Raw genomic sequence first — 17025 nt, forward strand, 5'->3', positions numbered from 1 at the left:
TGCTGACACGACAGGTCCAGCGCGCGCCCGCGCTTGTTACGCAATGTTACAATAAGATAGGGGACGGGCACCCCGCAGGGCGCCCAATGCGATCAGAAGGCGGGCAGGTTTGCCGGGTCTTCCGGATCGATGACGGGGATCGGCGTCACCGGCGAATGGATGCCGCATTCCACCTTGTCCCATCCGCGCCAACGACCGGCACGCGGGTCTTCGCCCGGCAGAACCTTGGACGTGCAGGGTTCGCAGCCGATCGACAGATAGCCCTGTGCCTCCAGCGGGTGGCGCGGCAGTTGTTCGGCCTCGAAATAGGCTTCCAGATCGGTCTTGGTCCAGTCGCCGAGCGGATTGATCTTGAGCCGGCCGTCCTCGACCTCGAAGCGGGGCAGGTTCTGGCGCGTGACCGACTGGAACGCCTTGCGGCCAGAAATCCAGGCGTCCAGGCTCGCTTTGGCACGCTTCATCGGCTCGACCTTGCGGATTTCGCAGCAGCCGTCGGGGTCATAGGACCAGCGCAGGCCGGTTTCGTCCTTCTTGGCCAGCACGGCGGCGTCGGGCGCGACCACGCTGCTGTTGGTGAAGCCCAGCCGCGCGACCAGCGTGTCGCGATAGTTGAGCGTCTCGGCGAACATCTTCTGCGTATCGACGAATATCACCGGGATGGCCTTGTCGGCCTTGGCCACCAGATCGAGCAGCACCGCGCTTTCCGTGCCGAAGGAGGAGACGACGCCGACATTGCCGGCGAGGCCTTCCGCAAACACGGTCTTGAGCATGGTCAGCGTATCGACACCCTCGAAGCGCGCGTTGAGCGCATCGGCATCCCCCTGGGTAAAGACGGGGCGGGCATCGATAATGTCGATCTGGCGGGCAGGTTCAGCCATCAATTTTCTCCGGATGCCGTTTCGCCCAGACGGGCTGACGGCCATCGATCGTCTTCTGATAGACGTCGGCATAGCGGGTGAGCGCACGCTCCACGGCGGCGTCATCCAGGGCTTTTGCGGGGTGGAAACTGTCGAAGCCGCAGCGGCGCATGGCGTTGATCTGGTCGACCAGCACGTCACCCACGGCGCGCAATTCGCCCTGATAGCCCGATTCCCGCAGGATACGGGCGGCGGAATAGCCGCGTCCGTCGCCATAGGCGGGGAAATTCACCTCGACCAGCGAGAGGCGATCGAGATGCGGCAGCAATTCGCGCGCATCCTCGCCCGGCTCGATGCGGACGGCGGTGGCGTTGGACTGGCCGGTGAAGGACTCGACCGTGACGGCCGGCTCCTGTGCGGCTTCACCGTCGCGGAAGGAGAGGAACTCAACCATAGATCGCCTCCTTGAAGGGCTTCATGCCGATGCGGCGATAGGTGTCGAGGAAGCGCTCCCCGTCGGTGCGTTCGGCGAGGTAGATGTCCGTGACCTTCTCGATCGCGTCGACCACGCCATCCTCGGAGAAACCGGGGCCGGTGATCTGGCCGAGCGAGGCATCCTCCGCGCCCGATCCGCCAAGCAGCAGCTGGAAATTCTCCACGCCCTTCCGGTCGACGCCCAAAATGCCGATATGGCCGGCATGGTGGTGGCCGCAGGCGTTGATGCAGCCCGAAATCTTGAGCTTCAGCTCGCCCAGTTCCGCCTGACGCGCATTGTCGGCGAAGCGCTGCGCGATCTTCTGTGCCAGCGGGATCGAACGGGCATTGGCCAGCGCGCAATAATCAAGGCCAGGGCAGGCGATGATGTCGGTGATGAGGTCGAGATTGGCCTCGGCCAGACCCGCTTCGTCCAGCTTTTGCCAGATGGCGTAGAGATCCGCCTTCTTCACATGCGGCAGGACCAGGTTCTGCGCATGGGTGACGCGCAGTTCGTCGAGCGAATATTGCTCAGCCAGCGACGCGACCAGTTCGATCTGTTCCGCCGACGCGTCGCCGGGAATGCCGGTCAGCGGCTTCAGGCTGATATTGACGATCGCATAGCCGAGTTGCTTGTGGGCTGCGACCTGACGGTCGACCCACAGGGCGAAGGCCGGATCGGCACGGTCGATTTCTTCGCTCAGGCCCGTTTCATAGGCCGGGTTGGCGAAGAAGGTGCGGATGCGATCCAGTTCCTCGGTCGGCGGGTTGAGGCCCAGCTCGCGCATATGGGCGAACTCTTCCTCGACCTGGCGCTTATATTCCTCGACGCCGATCTCGTGGACTAGGATCTTGATCCGGGCCTTGTACTTGTTGTCGCGACGACCGTAGCGATTATAGACGCGCAGGCAGGCTTCGAGATAGGAGACGATCTCCTCTTCGGCCACGAAATCCCTGATCTGCGGCGCGACCATCGGGGTGCGGCCCATGCCGCCGCCGGCATAGACTTCGGCGCCGATGACGCCATCCTTCGACACCAGCTTCAGGCCGATATCGTGCAGGCGCATCGCCGCGCGATCGTCGTCGCTGGCGATCACGCAAATCTTGAACTTGCGCGGCAGGTAAGTGAATTCCGGGTGGAAGCTCGACCATTGGCGCAGCAGTTCGGCCCAGGGGCGGGGGTCCGCCACCTCGTCGGCGCTAACGCCGGCATATTGGTCGGAACTGATGTTGCGGATGCAATTGCCGCTGGTCTGGATGGCGTGCATCTCCACCGTCGCCAGTTCGGCGAGGATGTCGGGTGCGTCGGCCAGCTTGATCCAGTTATATTGCAGGTTCTGGCGCGTGGTGAAGTGACCATAGCCCTTGTCATATTTCGCCGCGATCTCGCCCAGCTTGCGCATCTGCTTGCCCGACAGCGTGCCATAGGGGATGGCGACGCGCAGCATATAGGCGTGAAGCTGCAGATAGAGGCCGTTCATCAGCCGCAGCGGCTTGAACTGATCCTCGGTCAGGGCGCCGGTCAGGCGGCGCTGCACCTGATCGCGAAATTCATCGACGCGGGCGTCGACGATGGACTGGTCATAGCTGTCGTAGCGATACATGTCAGATCACCCAGTTGCCGGCGTCGGCGTCATTCGGTTTCAAATTGAGGTCGGGGCGCACCGTGGGGCCAAGGGCGCGGATGCGGTCCTTGATATGGGCCGGGCGCACGCCCTCGTCGGTGACGGTCGCGTCGATCACATAGGCGCCGACGACACGCAGCGCCGCTTCCTCGGTGCGGGCGAGATCGTCGCCCTGTTCGCCGACATCAGCGCTGTCGCCGACCTGGCGCGACCAGCCATCGCCGGCCCACCAGATGACATCACCGGTCACCAGATCATTGCCCGTCAGGATCTTCACGAACGCATCTCCGAAATACTCTCCCCTTTTGCCGCCCAGTCCGCCAGCACATCGCGTGCCAGGGCATTGGCTGCCACGTCGCCGACCACGATTAGGGCCGGGCTTTTGACTTCTTCACGCGCCACCATGTCGCCCAGATCGGCGAGCAGGGTGCGCAGGCTGCGCATATCGGCGCGCGTGCCATTTTCCAGCACCGCGACCGGGATTGCCGGCGACACGCCGTCGGCGATCAGCTTGTCGGCGATGTCGGCGGCGGTCGCGACGCCCATATAGATGACGAGCGTGCGGCCTTTTCCCGCAAGGCCCGACCAATCCTGATCGGTAAGACCCTTGCACTGGCCGGCGACGAAGCTGACCGCGCTCGACGCCTCGCGATGGGTCAGCGGCAGTTGCGCCTGGGCGGCGGCGCCGATCGCGGCGCTGATCCCCGGCACGACCTCGACCGGCACGCCGGCGGCGCGACAGGCATCCACTTCCTCGCCGCCGCGGCCGAAGATGAAGGGGTCGCCACCCTTAAGGCGGACGACCGGCTCGCCAGCCAGGGCAAAGCGGACCAGCAGGGCGTTGATCGCCTCCTGCGGCATGGAGTGGCGGCTGCGCTGCTTGGCGACCGAGACCAGTTCGGTCTGCGGCCCGGCCAGCGCCAATATGTCGTCGGACACCAGCCCGTCATGCACGATCAGGCGCGCGTCGCGGATCAGGCGCACGGCCTTGATGGTCAGCAGTTCCGGGTCGCCCGGTCCCGCGCCCACCAGGTGGACGGTAGCAGGTGCAATGTCAGCCATGCTCGCCACATGGCGAAAGGGCGGCGGAGTTTCAATTCAGAATGGATATGGAGGGGCTTAGGAAAAGTTTTGTCCAGTAGCCGGGTTGTCAATCGCCCATGGCGCTGACGTCGATGTCCTTGAGGCCGATGCCGATGGTGGCGCGGGGCTGTTCGATCTCGGCGGATGCGACCGGATAGGCGCAATAATCGGCGGCATAATAGGCGCTGGGGCGGTGGTTGCCGGATACGCCGACGCCGCCGAACGGGGCGGTGCCCGACGCGCCATTGGTGGGCCGGTTCCAGTTGATCACGCCGGCGCGGACGTTGCCCCAGAATTGCGCATATTGTTCGGGACTGCCGCCGACGAGCGAGGCGGACAGGCCATAACGGCTGCTATTGGCTTCGGCGATGGCGGTTTCGAAATCGGGCACGCGCACGATCTGGAGCAGCGGACCGAACAGCTCGACATCGGGCCGTTCCTTCATCGCGGTCACGTCGATGATTGCGGGTGTCAGGAAGGGCAGGCCCTTTTGCGGCCGGACCATATGCTTGATCGGCCGGCCGCCATGGCTCATCAGATAGAGGAAGCTTTCGGTCAGGCCATCGGCGGTCGGATTGTCGATGACCGGCCCCATATAGGGCTGCGGATCGGCATGGGGGTGATCGACGATCAGCCTGTCGGCGAGCTTCTTGACCTCCGCGATCAGGGCGTCGGCCATGGCGTCGCGGACGATCAGCCGGCTGGCGGCGGTGCAGCGCTGGCCGCTCGACAGGAAGGCGGACTGGATCACCAGCGCGGCGGCGGCGCCGATCTCCGGCGTATCCCAGACGACCAGCGGATTGTTGCCGCCCATTTCGAGCGCCAGGATCTTGCCTGGCTGGGTCGCGAACTGGCGGTTGATGGCGATACCGGTCTGGGCCGATCCGGTGAACAATATGCCCGCGACATCGGCATGGGCGGCCAGCGCCTTGCCTTCCTCCGCGCCGCCGAGCAGCAACTGGACGGCGTCGGTCGGGACGCCCGCTTCATGATAGAAGCGCACCAGCATCTCGCCGACTGCCGGGGTTTTTTCCGATGGCTTGAAGATGACGGCATTGCCCGCCAGCAGCGCGGGGATGATGTGGCCATTGGGCAGATGGGCCGGGAAATTATAGGGGCCAAGCACCGCCATCACGCCATGGGGTTTGTGCCGCACCGACTGGCGGGCGCCCAGATTGGCCTCCAGCCGGCGCTGGCCGGTGCGTTCGGAATAGGCGGCGACCGACGTGTCGATCTTGGCCATCACCGCCGTCACCTCGGTCCGGGCATCCCATAGCGGCTTTCCGGTTTCGCGGGCGATCAGGTCGGCCAGTTCTTCCTCATGGGCGCGCACGACATTGACGAAGCGGCGCAGCGTTTCGATGCGGAAGGCGACCGGCTGTGCGGCCCAGCGCGGCCAGCCGGAGCGGGCGCGGGCGACGATATCGTCCACGTCGCCGCTTTCGCCCTGCCATAGCAGGGCGCCGGTCGCGGGTTCATGGGACGTCAGCGCGGCGGACATGGTGCAGGATATGACCGAAAATGGTTAACGAAGGAAGAGCGGGGCATGGAGGGCGCTCTTCTACGTTCGGCCAATAGGAAATGTTCCGCTTAACTTCCCATATTTCCCGCATATTTGGACATTTAAGAACCGAAGTTGGAAATTTTATGATGCTGGATCGATCCGGCCGGGGCGGGCGCCCGTGCCGGATCGATCCTGTACCATCCTGCCGTCGAATAGGACAGCTTGGCCGCCTGTCAGCGGCGATCAGAAGCCGTAGCGGATCGACATTTCGGCGCTGCGCCGGGCTTCTTCGTTGCGGACCGCTGCAAGATCGGCCGGAGTCGTCCGATCGGTCAGGCGGTGGAGCAGGAACTGGCCGAAATTCCATTCGCCCAGATCCGACGCGGCGTTGATATGGCCGCTTTCGCCCGCGTCGGCGAACTGGCTGCCCCAGAATTGGGCGAGCCGCCGGGCGCTGGCAAAGTCGATATAGGGATCGTTGCGGCTGGCAACGACGATCGAGGGGAAGGGGAGCAGTCCCTTGGGCGTGGGGCCGAAGCCGACGAGGCGGCGGTCGACCGCGCCGCTGTCCACTTCCGGCGGCGCCACCAGCAGGGCGCCGGCCACCTTGTCCCGCAACTGTCCGGTTTCGAACGCTGCCCACCAGGCGACCGCATGGCAGCCAAGGCTGTGCGCGGCCAGGACCACCGGCCCGTCAACCTGGGCGATGGCATGACCCAGATTGGTGATCCAGGCGTTGCGATGGGGGGCGTCCCAGCTGCCCAATTCGACCCGATGGCAGTCGGGAAGCGCCTTTTCCCAAAGGCTTTGCCAATGGCCCGGACCGCTGTTCATCAGGCCGGGCACGGTCAGGATGGTGGGGGTCTGGTCATCCGACAGGGTGTGAATCGTCATCTGCACCTCCAAATCTATGGGGCGATTTAATCACTACTGATTTGATTGACAATAAAGCTTTGCTGATGCGTGGCGAAGCTGCGGTGGATTGCGTTGCGCGAAAAATACCAAATATAAAAATATAGCACCGACTGTTGGCGTAATTTTCGTGCGATAAATATGCTCTGCGCGAACTGAAGCCCGATTTTCCGGGCTTTGGGCAAATTGGCACGGCCCCTGCAATGCTCCTGGCACGACCCGATCGGGGTCGCGGAACGAGATTTCAGGGAAGGAATTTGCTCATGAAGACCATCGCCATCATCGCCGCCGCTGCCGCCATGACCGTAGCCGCCACGCCGGCCTTCGCCCAGCCCGAAGGCAAGTTCGGCAACGCGAAGGTCAGCTATGAAGAAAAGACCGACCGCTACTGCTTCCGCGAGACGCGCGCCAATTCGCGCATCCCGCTGGTCGATTGCCGCAGCAAGCAGGACTGGGCCGACGCGGGCCTGACCATCAGCCGCAAGCCGGCCGTCCAACTGGCCCAGCGCTGAACGCCGGCGCCACCGATCCATCAAAATCAGGGAAGGAATTTGCTCATGAAGACCATCGCCATCATCGCCGCCGCTGCCGCCATGACCGTTGCCGCCGCGCCCGCCTTCGCCCAGCCCGAAGGCAAGTTCGGCAATGCCAAGGTCAGCTATGAAGAGAAAACCGACCGCTACTGCTTCCGCGAAGTGCAGCCGAGCACGCTGGTGCCGCGCGTCGATTGCCGCAGCAGGCAGGATTGGGCCGAGGCTGGCCTGACCATCAGCCACAAGTCGGCCGTTCAGCTTGCCCGGCGCTGAGGTGCAGTGCCTCCTGGCGAGAGGAAGCCGGGAGGCTGCCCAGATGGGGCGGATTTTGCGGCAGGTCGCGCCAGGCCCGCGATCAACGCCGGAACGGCCTCGCTCCGATGTCGTTGGTTCGACGGACGCGGCCCGCGCATGGTTATCACGGGGCGGCCTGCGACCGATGGAGCGTCCCGTCCCGCCTTCCGGGGCAAAGGCGGGACGCTTTTTCCGTGTTACGCTGCTGCGATCAGCGGTAATCGGCCGGACGGATCCGGCTTCTTTCTGAAAATTGCTGGCTGGTCTCGACCGGAAATCGACGCGACAGTCGAAGTTCACAGTGTCGTGAGGCGGATTCCAGCGAAATGCGCCGGTGATGCTCCTGCGACGCGCCGACGGCGCGCCTGTGAAGCGACACGCGCATCGAAATCGGGTCATCACCACGCCTCGGTGACGCGACAGCGGGGTGACAGTGAAGCGACGTCCATGCGCCAGCAGGCGATTGTTGCACGACCGCAAGAGGGCGTGAAGTTCGTGCGATTGATCCATGCCCAAGGGTAGATCAGAGACCGGCCGAGTAGGAAAGCTGAGTTAGGCGGTCTGGCAACGACCATTTTTAGGCCCTCGACGCGCAAATAGGCTTGCCCGATAGCGGTCGTTCCATGAAGGCTGTCGGTATGAAGGACGAGCGGCAATACACTGTTGAGACGATAAGCGGGTTTCTTGCCGGAACCGGTGGCAAATGGGATTGGGACGACTTCACTTCCTGCGCGCTTCGCGATGCCAGAATGGAGAGCATCCGCCGCCGCGCGTTGGCAGTGGACTTGCCATTAGACGAGGAAGGTGCAGCCATTCTCCAAAGCCTCCTCGCTGAAGCTGATGCAGAACATGGCGTCTGACGACCAATCGCTGCTGTAAAATCTCCCCCTGCAAGGGGAGGGGGGGCGCGAAGTGGTGGGGGCGCCCTATCGGGAGGGGGCCTCCCCCTCCGTCTGGCCTACGGCCAGCCACCTCCCCTTGCAGGGGAGGATGGTCTCGAAGCGACCAGTTTTTGCCGTCCAAATCTCGGGAGTTGTTCCCGATTGCGGACGTTCGGTGTGAATGGCATTGATGAGCTATGAGCAAAAATGATCGTCTCTGGGATCGATACTGGGGTATCCGCGACAATCACAAAACTGGCTATGCTATGCCTATAATCTGGCACCTTTCCTTTCAACGCGATCCATTAGCGATGACGGAACTTGGCAGCACATTCGACAAGCCCGGTAGCCTTGCCAATCCATTTAGCCAAGCAGGCCTTGCCTATCGAGCATTTCGTCGTGGTCACCTGACCGCCGCGCAGCATCTTGCTATGAACGCATTCAATGGACGTGATCTCCGCGGATATCGGCATTGGCTGGCGCGTGCTGCTAAGCTTGGAGACGTTGATGCCGCTCGCGAGTTGAAGCGATTTGAACTTCGGTTGCCGCATACAAATGCGGCCCTCATAGGGCGCAAGCGTCCTTATCGCCCATCTGATTTCGCATAAGCCGACCGTCCGCAAACCACCCACTCCGTCATCCCAGCGCAGGCTGGGATCACTCTTTTCTTCTAGGGAGACTAGAACAAGTGGGATGCCAGCCTTCGCTGGCATGACGGGTCTGAAGGACAGTGCTGATCCACTCAATTCCCCACTCGATCAGGGGGCACAGCACTCGCTTTGCCGGACTTCGGCCTTTCTCAGGGCAATGCCGGCGCACTTCCATGCGCCTCACCCATGCGGCGGATCGCAGCGACCTTGGCGTGGAGCGGGGACCAGTCGTCGGACTGGTCGATGGCGCTCCAGATCGCTTCCACCTCGTCGATATGCATGGAGCAGGGCGCGGCGTCCGACCAATAGGCGTGGTCGCGGGCGCCAGGGACGGGCGGGTGGTCGGCCAGCGTGTCGCGCAGTTCGGCCCAGATGGGTTCGCTGTAACGCGCCGGGTTGCGGGGTGTGCCGCCGCGCCAGTCGTGGAAGAAGATGTCGATTGGCGTCGCGGTGGTCATCATCGCGCGCACGGCGGTTTCGGTCATGGCGGCGCTGTCTGCGCCCGGCAGGACGCCGAGGCGCCAGCAGAAGCGGCGCTGCATCGCCTGGGCGTAGAGGGCGGGGAAGCGTTCGAGCTGTTCGATCAGCGGCGGCGCTTCGCTGAGCGGGCGTAGCGAGACGGCAAGCTGGGCGACGTCCCAATGGATCGCCTCGGCCTGGCGGGCGAAGGCGTAGAGGCCGGCATGGTCGAAATAGGCGGCGGTGAAGCCCGCGTCCCAGAGCGGCGTGAAGCGCCAGGGGCCATAGTCGAAGCTTTCGCCGGTGACATTGATATTGTCGCTGTTGAGCACGCCATGGACGAAGCCGGCGACCATGTAGCTGGCGGCCAGGTCAGCGGTGCGATCGACCACGCGGCCGAGCAGCTGGGCGGGCGGGTTGTCGCCGGGCTGTTCCCCATAGAGGCGGGTGAGGGCATAGTCGGTCAGCCGTTCGAGCAACCTATTATCCTCGATATAGGCGGCGCGCTGGAAGCTGCCGATGCGGATGTGCGAATGGCTGAGACGGACCATCGCCGCGCCGCGCGTGGGCGAGGGTTCGTCATTGCGCTCCAGCGCCTCGCCGGTCTCGATGATCGAGAAGGTCTTCGACGTGTTGACGCCCAGCGCCTCCAGCATCTCGGTCGCCAAAATCTCGCGCACGCCGCCCTTGAGCGTCAGGCGGCCGTCACCGAAGCGGCTATAGGGGGTCTGGCCCGATCCCTTGGTGCCAAGGTCGAGCAGGCGGCCATCCGCGTCGCGCATCTGCGCGAACAGGAAGCCGCGGCCGTCGCCGATATCGGGATTATAATGGCGGAACTGATGGCCATGGTAGCGCAGGGCGAGCGGTTGGGGGAGCGTGCCGGGCAGGGGCGCGAAGCGGCCGAAATGGGCGATCCACTCTTCGTCGCTCAGATGGTCGAGGCCGACCGATGCGGCAGCGCGGTCATTGCGGAAGCGCAACAGGGTCTGCGGAAAGTCCGCAGCATGCACCGGATCGGCGATGTCGGGCATCAGCGCGGTGATTTCCGTGGCGGGGTGGTAATTGGCGGCTTGCGGCTTGTTGTCCATGCGGCGATATGGGGGAGCATGGGCGGAAGGATCAAGCTTGACCGGCTATAGTGACGCATATTGGTGGTCCCCGGATGGACTGCGGCTGCATTATCGCGACTATGCGGGCGGCGAGGACGGGCGGCCGCCCGTGCTGTGCCTGCCGGGGCTGACCCGCAATGCGCGCGATTTCGAGCCGCTGGCGCAGCGGCTGGCGGGCGAGTGGCGGGTGATCTGCCCGGATATGCGGGGGCGCGCCGAAAGCGCCTATGCCAAGGATCCGATGAGCTATGTGCCGCTCACCTATTTGCAGGATATCGGCCGGTTGCTGGCGGACCTGGCGATCACCCGCTTCGTCGCGGTCGGCACGTCGCTGGGCGGGATCATCACCATGCTGATCGCCGCGACCCATCGCGAATGGCTGGCGGGCGCGGTGCTGAACGATGTCGGCCCGACGCTGGACGAGGCGGGGCTGGACCGGATTCGCGGCTATGTGGGCGTGGGCCAGTCGCACCCCAGCTGGGTCCATGCGGCCCGCGCGCTGGAGGAAGCGAATGGCGATGTCTATCCGGCCTATGGGCTGGAGCAGTGGCTGGCCATGGCCAAGCGGCTCTATCGGCTGAACAGCGGCGGGCGGATCGTGCTCGACTATGACATGCGCATCGCCGAGCCGCTGCGCGCGCCCGGTGGCGAGGCGGGGGTCGACATGTGGCCGGTAATGGCGGCTTTTCAGGATATTCCGACCCTGTTGCTGCGTGGCGGCCGGTCGGACCTGCTGAGCGCGCCGACGGCGGAACGGATGGCGCGCGAGGTGGGGGCAAGCGCGGAACTGGTGACGGTGCCCGATGTCGGCCATGCGCCCGCGCTGGACGAGCCGGCGGCGGTGGCCGGGATCGACCGCCTGCTGGAACGCGTGCTGCGTGGCTGATGGTGGTGGCGTGATGCGGGGGGATCCGCCGCGCATCCTGCATATCCATGGCAGCTTCACCCTGGGCGGCAAGGAAGCCCGCGCGATCCGGCTGATGAACATCTGGGGCGACAAGGCGCGGCACAGCATCGTCAGCGCCGCGCCCGAGGCGCTGGGTGCCCGCAGCGCGATCGGGCCGCAGGTGCCGGTCGATTTTCCCGAAGCGCCGCCCTTTGCCGGGCGGCCGGGGCTGGCCCGGTTCCGCGCGATCGCGCAGTTCCTGTCCGGCTATGACCTGGTGCTGGGCTATAATTGGGGGGCGATGGACGGGGTGATGGCGCACCGGCTGTTTGCCCGGTCGATGAGGCTGCCGCCGCTGATCCATCATGAGGATGGCTTCAACGCCGATGAGGCGGCGGGGCTGAAGCCGCAGCGCAATCTCTATCGGCGCATGGCGCTGGGCCGGGCGCAGGCGCTGGTGGTGCCCTCGGCGCGGCTGGAGCGGATCGCGCATCAGGCGTGGAAGCAGCCGGCGGGCAAGGTGCATCTGATCCGCAACGGCATCGATGTGGCGCGCTATGCGCAGGCACCGGCACCGGATGCGATACCGGGGCTGGTGCGCACGCCGGGCAAGCTGCTGGTCGGCACGCTGGCGGGGTTGCGCGCGGTCAAGAATATTCCCCGGCTGGTGCGCGCGGTGGCCGCCCATCGCGAGCGGTTGCAACTGGTGGTGGTGGGCGAGGGACCGGAGCGCGACGCGATCCTGGCAGAGGCGGCGGCGCAGGGGCTGGACGATATCTGCCTGGCTGGGTTCATGACCGATCCCTGGCGCTTCGTCGGCCTGTTCGACATTTTTGCCCTGTCGTCGGACAGCGAGCAGTTCCCGATCTCGCTGGTCGAGGCGATGGCGGCCGGACTGCCGGTGGCCTCCACCGATGTCGGCGACGTTGCCAATATGGTGGCGCCGGCCAATCGACCCTTCGTCGCGGCGGACGAGCAGGGGCTGGCCGACGCGCTTGGGACGCTGGCCGCAGACGCGGAATTGCGCGCTACATTGGGGGCGGCAAACCGGGCGCGGGCGCAGCGCGATTATGACGAAAAGACCATGGTCGACGCCTATGCCGCATTATATGGCGAGGCTCTGGCCAGCCCCCACATTTTGCGCTAGGGCGCCCTACAGTTCGTCATCCCTGACAAAAACTGTTATAGGACGACATTTCAACCGGTCTGGGGAGGCCGGTTCATTTCGCGGGAGAAGTCGTTGTTCAAGGGTTTGAAACCCATCGTCTATGGTGGCCGTGAAGTCTGGCCGCTGGTCGAAGGTGGCAAGGGTGTTGCTGTTTCCAACCATGCCAGTTCGGGCGCCTGGGCGGCTGCCGGGGGCATCGGCACGGTATCGGCGGTCAATGCCGACAGCTATGACTCCATGGGCAATATCATCCCGCAAATCTATCATGGCCGCACCCGCCGCGACCGCCATGAGGAGCTGATCGCCTATGCCATCGACGGTGCCGTCGAGCAGGTGAAGCGCGCCTATGAGATTGCCGGCGGCAAGGGCGCGATCAACATCAACGTGCTGTGGGAAATGGGCGGTGCGCAGCGCGTGCTGCACGGCGTTCTGGAAAAGACCAAGGGCATGGTCGCCGGCGTCACCTGTGGCGCGGGCATGCCCTACAAGCTCAGCGAAATCGCTGCCTCCTACAATGTCAGCTATCTGCCGATCGTGTCGTCGGGCCGTGCCTTCCGCGCGCTGTGGAAGCGCGCTTATTCCAAGGCATCGGAATGGCTGGGCGCAGTGGTCTATGAAGATCCCTGGCTGGCCGGCGGCCATAACGGCCTGTCGAACGCGGAAGATCCGCGCGCGCCGCAGGATCCCTATCCCCGCGTGCGCGACCTGCGCGCCACGATGCGCGAAGGCGGCATTTCCGATGATGTGCCGATCGTCATGGCCGGCGGCGTCTGGGCGCTCAAGGACTGGAACGACTGGATCGACAATCCCGAGCTGGGCGCGATCATGTTCCAGTTCGGCACCCGTCCGCTGCTGACCCAGGAAAGCCCGATCCCGCAGGATTGGAAGGACCGGCTGATGCAGCTGGAACCGGGCGACGTGCTGCTGCACAAATTCTCGCCCACCGGCTTCTACAGCTCGGCGATCCGCAATCCCTTCCTGCGCTCGCTCGAAGCGCGGTCGGACCGCCAGATCCCGTTCAGCACCGAGCAGGCGGGCGATCATACCCATCAGCTCGATGCCGGCGTGAAGGGCAAGAATTTCTGGGTGACGGTCGGCGACCTGCTGCGCGCGCGCGAATGGGTGGGCCAGGGCTTCACCTCCGCGCTCAAGACGCCGGACAACACGCTCGTCTTCGTGACCGAGGAAGAGAAGGCGGAAATCCGCAAGGACCAGACCGACTGCATGGGCTGCCTGTCGCAGTGTAGCTTTTCCAGCTGGATGGACAGCGAGACCAACTCGACCGGTCGCCTGGCTGATCCGCGCAGCTTCTGCATCCAGAAGTCGCTGCAGGAATCGGTCCATGGCGGCGACCTGGACAAGAATCTGCTGTTTGCCGGCCATGCCGCCTATCGCTTCAAGCAGGACCCCTTCTATTCGAACGGGTTCGTGCCGACCGTGAAGCAGCTGGTCGACCGCATCCTGACCGGCGACTGATGGCGGCGGATATTCAGGGGCTGGCGGTGTTGCATTATGACACGCCGCATTTCGACGTGGTACGGCCGGGGCAGTTCGTGCTCTGCGCCGTATCGGGCGCGCGAATCGACCTCGACGATCTGAAATATTGGAGCGCCGAGTTTCAGGAAGCCTATCGCGGGCCGGAGGAGGCGACAGCCTCCTTCCTGCGCCACCGCGGTGCAGCATTTCGCTGAACCGCGGTAAGCGCCTGACACTATTCGGCTTTTTGGCATCGTTCTATTAGTTGAATGACCGCTGTGCGCTGCGGCGAAAATTTCAAGATGTTGCGATTTCCATTCATCGCCCTGGTGGCACGTTTTGTCGTGAGATTGCTGTTCCCACGTCCATTTATCTGATGTATTCTTCCTCAACAGGCGGCGCAGATCGTCTTTTGGGTGAAGGATGTGTCAGATGTCTCGAATTGATGTCTTCGGCGATCGTATCTGTCTGGTGAGCAGCCTGCTGATCCTGGGCTGGTTCATTTACAACGTGTCCTTCTAAACAGGACGCGACCGGGAAAGGCAGGGCGATCTATTTGGCGATGCAAGTCGCTGGATGCGCTTTGTTTTTTTCGGATCCTGCTGGATTTTCCTCTCCTTTGGACAGCGGTATCGGCTGGCAATTGCTGCCGGAACCGATATGAACGCCGGGAATGCTTTTAACAGGGCGTCCTCGGGGCGCCCGTTCACGCCAGTCATGGGAGTAGCCCGCCGTGAAAACCCGCGCCGCCGTCGCCTTCGAAGCGAAGAAGCCCCTCGAAATCGTCGAGGTCGATCTGGAAGGCCCCAAGGCGGGCGAAGTCCTGGTCGAGATCATGGCGACCGGCATTTGCCATACCGACGCCTATACGCTGGACGGGTTCGACAGCGAGGGCATCTTCCCCTCGATCCTGGGCCATGAGGGCGCGGGCATCGTCCGCGAGGTTGGCCCCGGCGTCACCAGTGTCGTGCCCGGCGACCATGTCATCCCGCTCTACACGCCGGAATGCCGCCAGTGTAAGTCGTGCCTGAGCGGCAAGACCAACCTCTGCACCGCGATCCGCGCAACCCAGGGCAAGGGGCTGATGCCCGACGGCACGACCCGCTTTTCCTACAAGGGCCAGCCGATCTTCCACTATATGGGCTGCTCGACCTTCTCCAACTTCACGGTCCTGCCCGAGATCGCGCTGGCCAAGATCCGCGAGGACGCGCCGTTCCAGAGCAGCTGCTATATCGGTTGCGGCGTGACCACGGGCGTGGGTGCGGTGATCAACACCGCCAAGGTGCAGGTGGGCGACAATGTCGTGATCTTCGGCCTGGGCGGCATCGGCCTCAACGTCATCCAGGGCGCGCGCCTGGCCGGTGCGAACAAGATCATCGGCGTCGACATCAATCCCGATCGCGAGGAATGGGGCCGCAGGTTCGGCATGACCGAATTCCTCAACTCCAGGGGCATGAGCCGCGAGGAGGTGGTCGCCGCAATCGTCGCGATGACCGATGGCGGCGCGGACTACACGTTCGACGCCACCGGCAACACCGAAGTGATGCGCGTGGCACTGGAAGCCTGTCATCGCGGCTGGGGCACCAGCATCATCATCGGCGTGGCCGAGGCCGGCAAGGAAATCAGCACCCGTCCGTTCCAGCTGGTCACGGGCCGCAACTGGCGCGGCACGGCCTTTGGCGGGGCCAAGGGCCGCACCGACGTGCCCAAGATCGTCGACATGTACATGACCGGCAAGATCGAGATCGACCCGATGATCACCCATGTCATGGGGCTGGAGGACATCAACAAGGGGTTTGACCTGATGCATGCGGGCGAGAGCATCCGCAGCGTCGTCGTCTTCTGAACCGATTACCCAACAGGAGAGTGACCATGTTCAGCCATGTGATGGTGGGATCGAATGATCTCGACGTTTCCCGCGCCTTTTATGATGCGCTGTTCGGTGCGGTCGGCGGCAAGCCGGCGATGCAGGACGACAAGGGGCGGCTGATCTACATGCATGACGGCGCGCTGTTCATGGTCACAAAACCGATCGACGGGGAACCGGCCTGCCACGCCAATGGCGGCACGATCGGTTTCCGCATGACATCGACCGAGCAGGCCGATGCCTGGCATGCGGCCGGGGTCGCTGCGGGCGGCACGGCTTGCGAAGATCCGCCGGGCGTGCGCGAGGGCGGCTTCGGCAAGCTCTATCTCGCCTATCTGCGCGATCCCGCCGGCAACAAGCTGTGCGGCCTGCATCGGATCGGCTGAGGAAGGAAATACGGGTGGAAACGGTTTCGACCAACACGGCCTTTGGCGGCGTCCAAGGCGTCTATCGCCATGCTTCGCGCGAGACGGGGACGGAGATGACCTTCTCCGTCTTCGTGCCGCCGCATGCGCCGGGCGCGAAGCTGCCGGTGGTCTGGTATCTGTCCGGCCTTACCTGCACCCATGCCAATGTGACGGAAAAGGGCGAGTTTCGCCGGGCCTGCGCGGAACTGGGGTTGATCTTCGTCGCGCCCGATACCTCGCCGCGCGGCGAGGGCGTGGCCGACGATCCGGACGGCGCCTGGGACTTTGGCCTGGGCGCGGGCTTCTATGTCGATGCGACGCAGGCGCCCTATGCCGCCCATTATCGCATGTGGTCCTATGTGACGCAGGAATTGCCGGCGCTGATCGCGGACCAGTTTCCCGCCGACATGGATCGCCAGTCGATCATGGGGCACAGCATGGGCGGCCATGGCGCGCTGACCGTCGGGCTGACCTATCCCGATCGTTATCGCGCGGTGTCTGCCTTTGCGCCGATCGTGGCGCCGGGGCAGGTGCCCTGGGGCGAGAAGGCGCTGGGCGGCTATCTGGGCGAGGACCGGGCGGCGTGGCGCAAGCATGACGCGGTCGCGCTGATCGAGGATGGCGCGCGGATCGATGCGCTGCTGGTTGACCAGGGCGCTGGCGACAGCTTCCTGGAGGGGCAGTTGCGCCCGCAATTGCTGCGCACGGCCTGCGACGCGGCGGGCATCGACCTGACGCTCAATCTGCGCGAGGGCTATGATCATAGCTATTATTTCATCTCCAGCTTCATGGACGATCACCTGCGCTGGCACGCGGCGCGGCTGGGCTGAGCAATTGGGC

General features: G+C 64.3%; 19 protein-coding genes. 11 read left to right on the plus strand and 8 right to left on the minus strand.

What is annotated here, in order from left to right; translation table 11 throughout:
• Positions 1-92: 92 nt before the first annotated feature.
• The 7 genes from U0025_RS06865 to U0025_RS06895 form a co-directional block, all read right to left on the minus strand.
• Positions 93-878 (minus strand): phosphoadenylyl-sulfate reductase, encoded by a 786-nt coding sequence (locus tag U0025_RS06865; RefSeq protein WP_004212222.1) that lies wholly within the window; start codon positions 876-878, stop codon positions 93-95.
• Entirely contained in the window at positions 871-1311 is a 441-nt protein-coding gene (locus tag U0025_RS06870; RefSeq protein WP_004212223.1) for a DUF934 domain-containing protein, read from the minus strand. The genes U0025_RS06865 and U0025_RS06870 overlap by 8 nt, the downstream gene beginning before the upstream one ends.
• Positions 1304-2935 (minus strand): nitrite/sulfite reductase, encoded by a 1632-nt coding sequence (locus tag U0025_RS06875; RefSeq protein ID WP_004212224.1) that lies wholly within the window; start codon positions 2933-2935, stop codon positions 1304-1306. Before U0025_RS06875 ends, U0025_RS06870 begins: the two co-directional genes overlap by 8 nt.
• 1 nt (position 2936) lies before the next feature.
• Positions 2937-3233 carry a DUF2849 domain-containing protein gene (locus tag U0025_RS06880; protein WP_004212225.1) on the minus strand — a complete coding sequence of 99 codons (297 nt, stop codon included), beginning with the start codon at positions 3231-3233 and terminating at the stop codon, positions 2937-2939.
• Entirely contained in the window at positions 3230-4018 is a 789-nt protein-coding gene (gene cobA, locus U0025_RS06885) for a uroporphyrinogen-III C-methyltransferase (protein ID WP_004212227.1), read from the minus strand. Before cobA ends, U0025_RS06880 begins: the two co-directional genes overlap by 4 nt.
• Before the next feature lie 88 nt (positions 4019-4106).
• Positions 4107-5540 (minus strand): succinylglutamate-semialdehyde dehydrogenase, encoded by a 1434-nt coding sequence (astD, locus tag U0025_RS06890; protein WP_004212228.1) that lies wholly within the window; start codon positions 5538-5540, stop codon positions 4107-4109.
• A gap of 246 nt (positions 5541-5786) precedes the next feature.
• On the minus strand, positions 5787-6437 hold the full coding sequence (locus U0025_RS06895) for an RBBP9/YdeN family alpha/beta hydrolase (protein WP_004212229.1): 651 nt from the start codon (positions 6435-6437) through the stop codon (positions 5787-5789).
• A gap of 281 nt (positions 6438-6718) precedes the next feature.
• Here U0025_RS06895 and U0025_RS06900 point away from each other — a divergent pair, with 281 nt between their 5' ends.
• The 4 genes from U0025_RS06900 to U0025_RS06915 all read left to right on the plus strand — a co-directional run bounded on the left by U0025_RS06900 (position 6719) and on the right by U0025_RS06915 (position 8771).
• Positions 6719-6967: a hypothetical protein gene (locus tag U0025_RS06900; RefSeq protein ID WP_004212230.1), complete on the plus strand. Its 249-nt coding sequence runs from the start codon at positions 6719-6721 to the stop codon at positions 6965-6967.
• A 45-nt stretch (positions 6968-7012) separates the two neighbouring features.
• On the plus strand, positions 7013-7261 hold the full coding sequence (locus tag U0025_RS06905) for a hypothetical protein (RefSeq protein ID WP_004212232.1): 249 nt from the start codon (positions 7013-7015) through the stop codon (positions 7259-7261).
• A 644-nt stretch (positions 7262-7905) separates the two neighbouring features.
• Positions 7906-8142, plus strand: coding sequence for a hypothetical protein (locus U0025_RS06910; protein ID WP_037492224.1), 237 nt, complete (start codon positions 7906-7908; stop codon positions 8140-8142).
• A 218-nt stretch (positions 8143-8360) separates the two neighbouring features.
• On the plus strand, positions 8361-8771 hold the full coding sequence (locus U0025_RS06915) for a hypothetical protein (protein ID WP_139278703.1): 411 nt from the start codon (positions 8361-8363) through the stop codon (positions 8769-8771).
• Between the two features lie 191 nt (positions 8772-8962).
• On the opposite strand, the gene U0025_RS06920 is transcribed toward U0025_RS06915, so the two are convergent.
• Entirely contained in the window at positions 8963-10360 is a 1398-nt protein-coding gene (locus U0025_RS06920; protein WP_004212234.1) for a protein adenylyltransferase SelO family protein, read from the minus strand.
• Positions 10361-10397: 37 nt separating this feature from the next.
• Here U0025_RS06920 and U0025_RS06925 point away from each other — a divergent pair, with 37 nt between their 5' ends.
• The 7 genes from U0025_RS06925 to fghA all read left to right on the plus strand — a co-directional run bounded on the left by U0025_RS06925 (position 10398) and on the right by fghA (position 17015).
• Positions 10398-11267 (plus strand): alpha/beta fold hydrolase, encoded by an 870-nt coding sequence (locus tag U0025_RS06925; protein WP_004212235.1) that lies wholly within the window; start codon positions 10398-10400, stop codon positions 11265-11267.
• Positions 11268-11280: 13 nt separating this feature from the next.
• Positions 11281-12414, plus strand: coding sequence for a glycosyltransferase (locus U0025_RS06930; protein ID WP_004212236.1), 1134 nt, complete (start codon positions 11281-11283; stop codon positions 12412-12414).
• Between the two features lie 93 nt (positions 12415-12507).
• Complete coding sequence (locus tag U0025_RS06935) at positions 12508-13911, plus strand: NAD(P)H-dependent flavin oxidoreductase (RefSeq protein WP_004212237.1); 1404 nt, start codon at positions 12508-12510, stop codon at positions 13909-13911.
• The gene (locus tag U0025_RS06940) at positions 13911-14126 is read left to right on the plus strand and encodes a DUF2093 domain-containing protein (RefSeq protein ID WP_004212238.1); all 216 of its coding nucleotides are present in this window, start codon (positions 13911-13913) and stop codon (positions 14124-14126) included. The genes U0025_RS06935 and U0025_RS06940 overlap by 1 nt, the downstream gene beginning before the upstream one ends.
• Before the next feature lie 518 nt (positions 14127-14644).
• Positions 14645-15757: an S-(hydroxymethyl)glutathione dehydrogenase/class III alcohol dehydrogenase gene (locus U0025_RS06945; protein ID WP_004212240.1), complete on the plus strand. Its 1113-nt coding sequence runs from the start codon at positions 14645-14647 to the stop codon at positions 15755-15757.
• Positions 15758-15783: 26 nt separating this feature from the next.
• Positions 15784-16164, plus strand: a complete 381-nt coding sequence (locus U0025_RS06950) for a VOC family protein (protein WP_004212241.1) — start codon at positions 15784-15786, stop codon at positions 16162-16164.
• A gap of 14 nt (positions 16165-16178) precedes the next feature.
• Entirely contained in the window at positions 16179-17015 is an 837-nt protein-coding gene (gene fghA, locus U0025_RS06955; protein WP_004212242.1) for an S-formylglutathione hydrolase, read from the plus strand.
• Positions 17016-17025 lie beyond the last annotated feature (10 nt).

This window comes from Sphingobium yanoikuyae (genome assembly GCF_034424525.1).
Taxonomy (GTDB): domain Bacteria; phylum Pseudomonadota; class Alphaproteobacteria; order Sphingomonadales; family Sphingomonadaceae; genus Sphingobium; species Sphingobium yanoikuyae.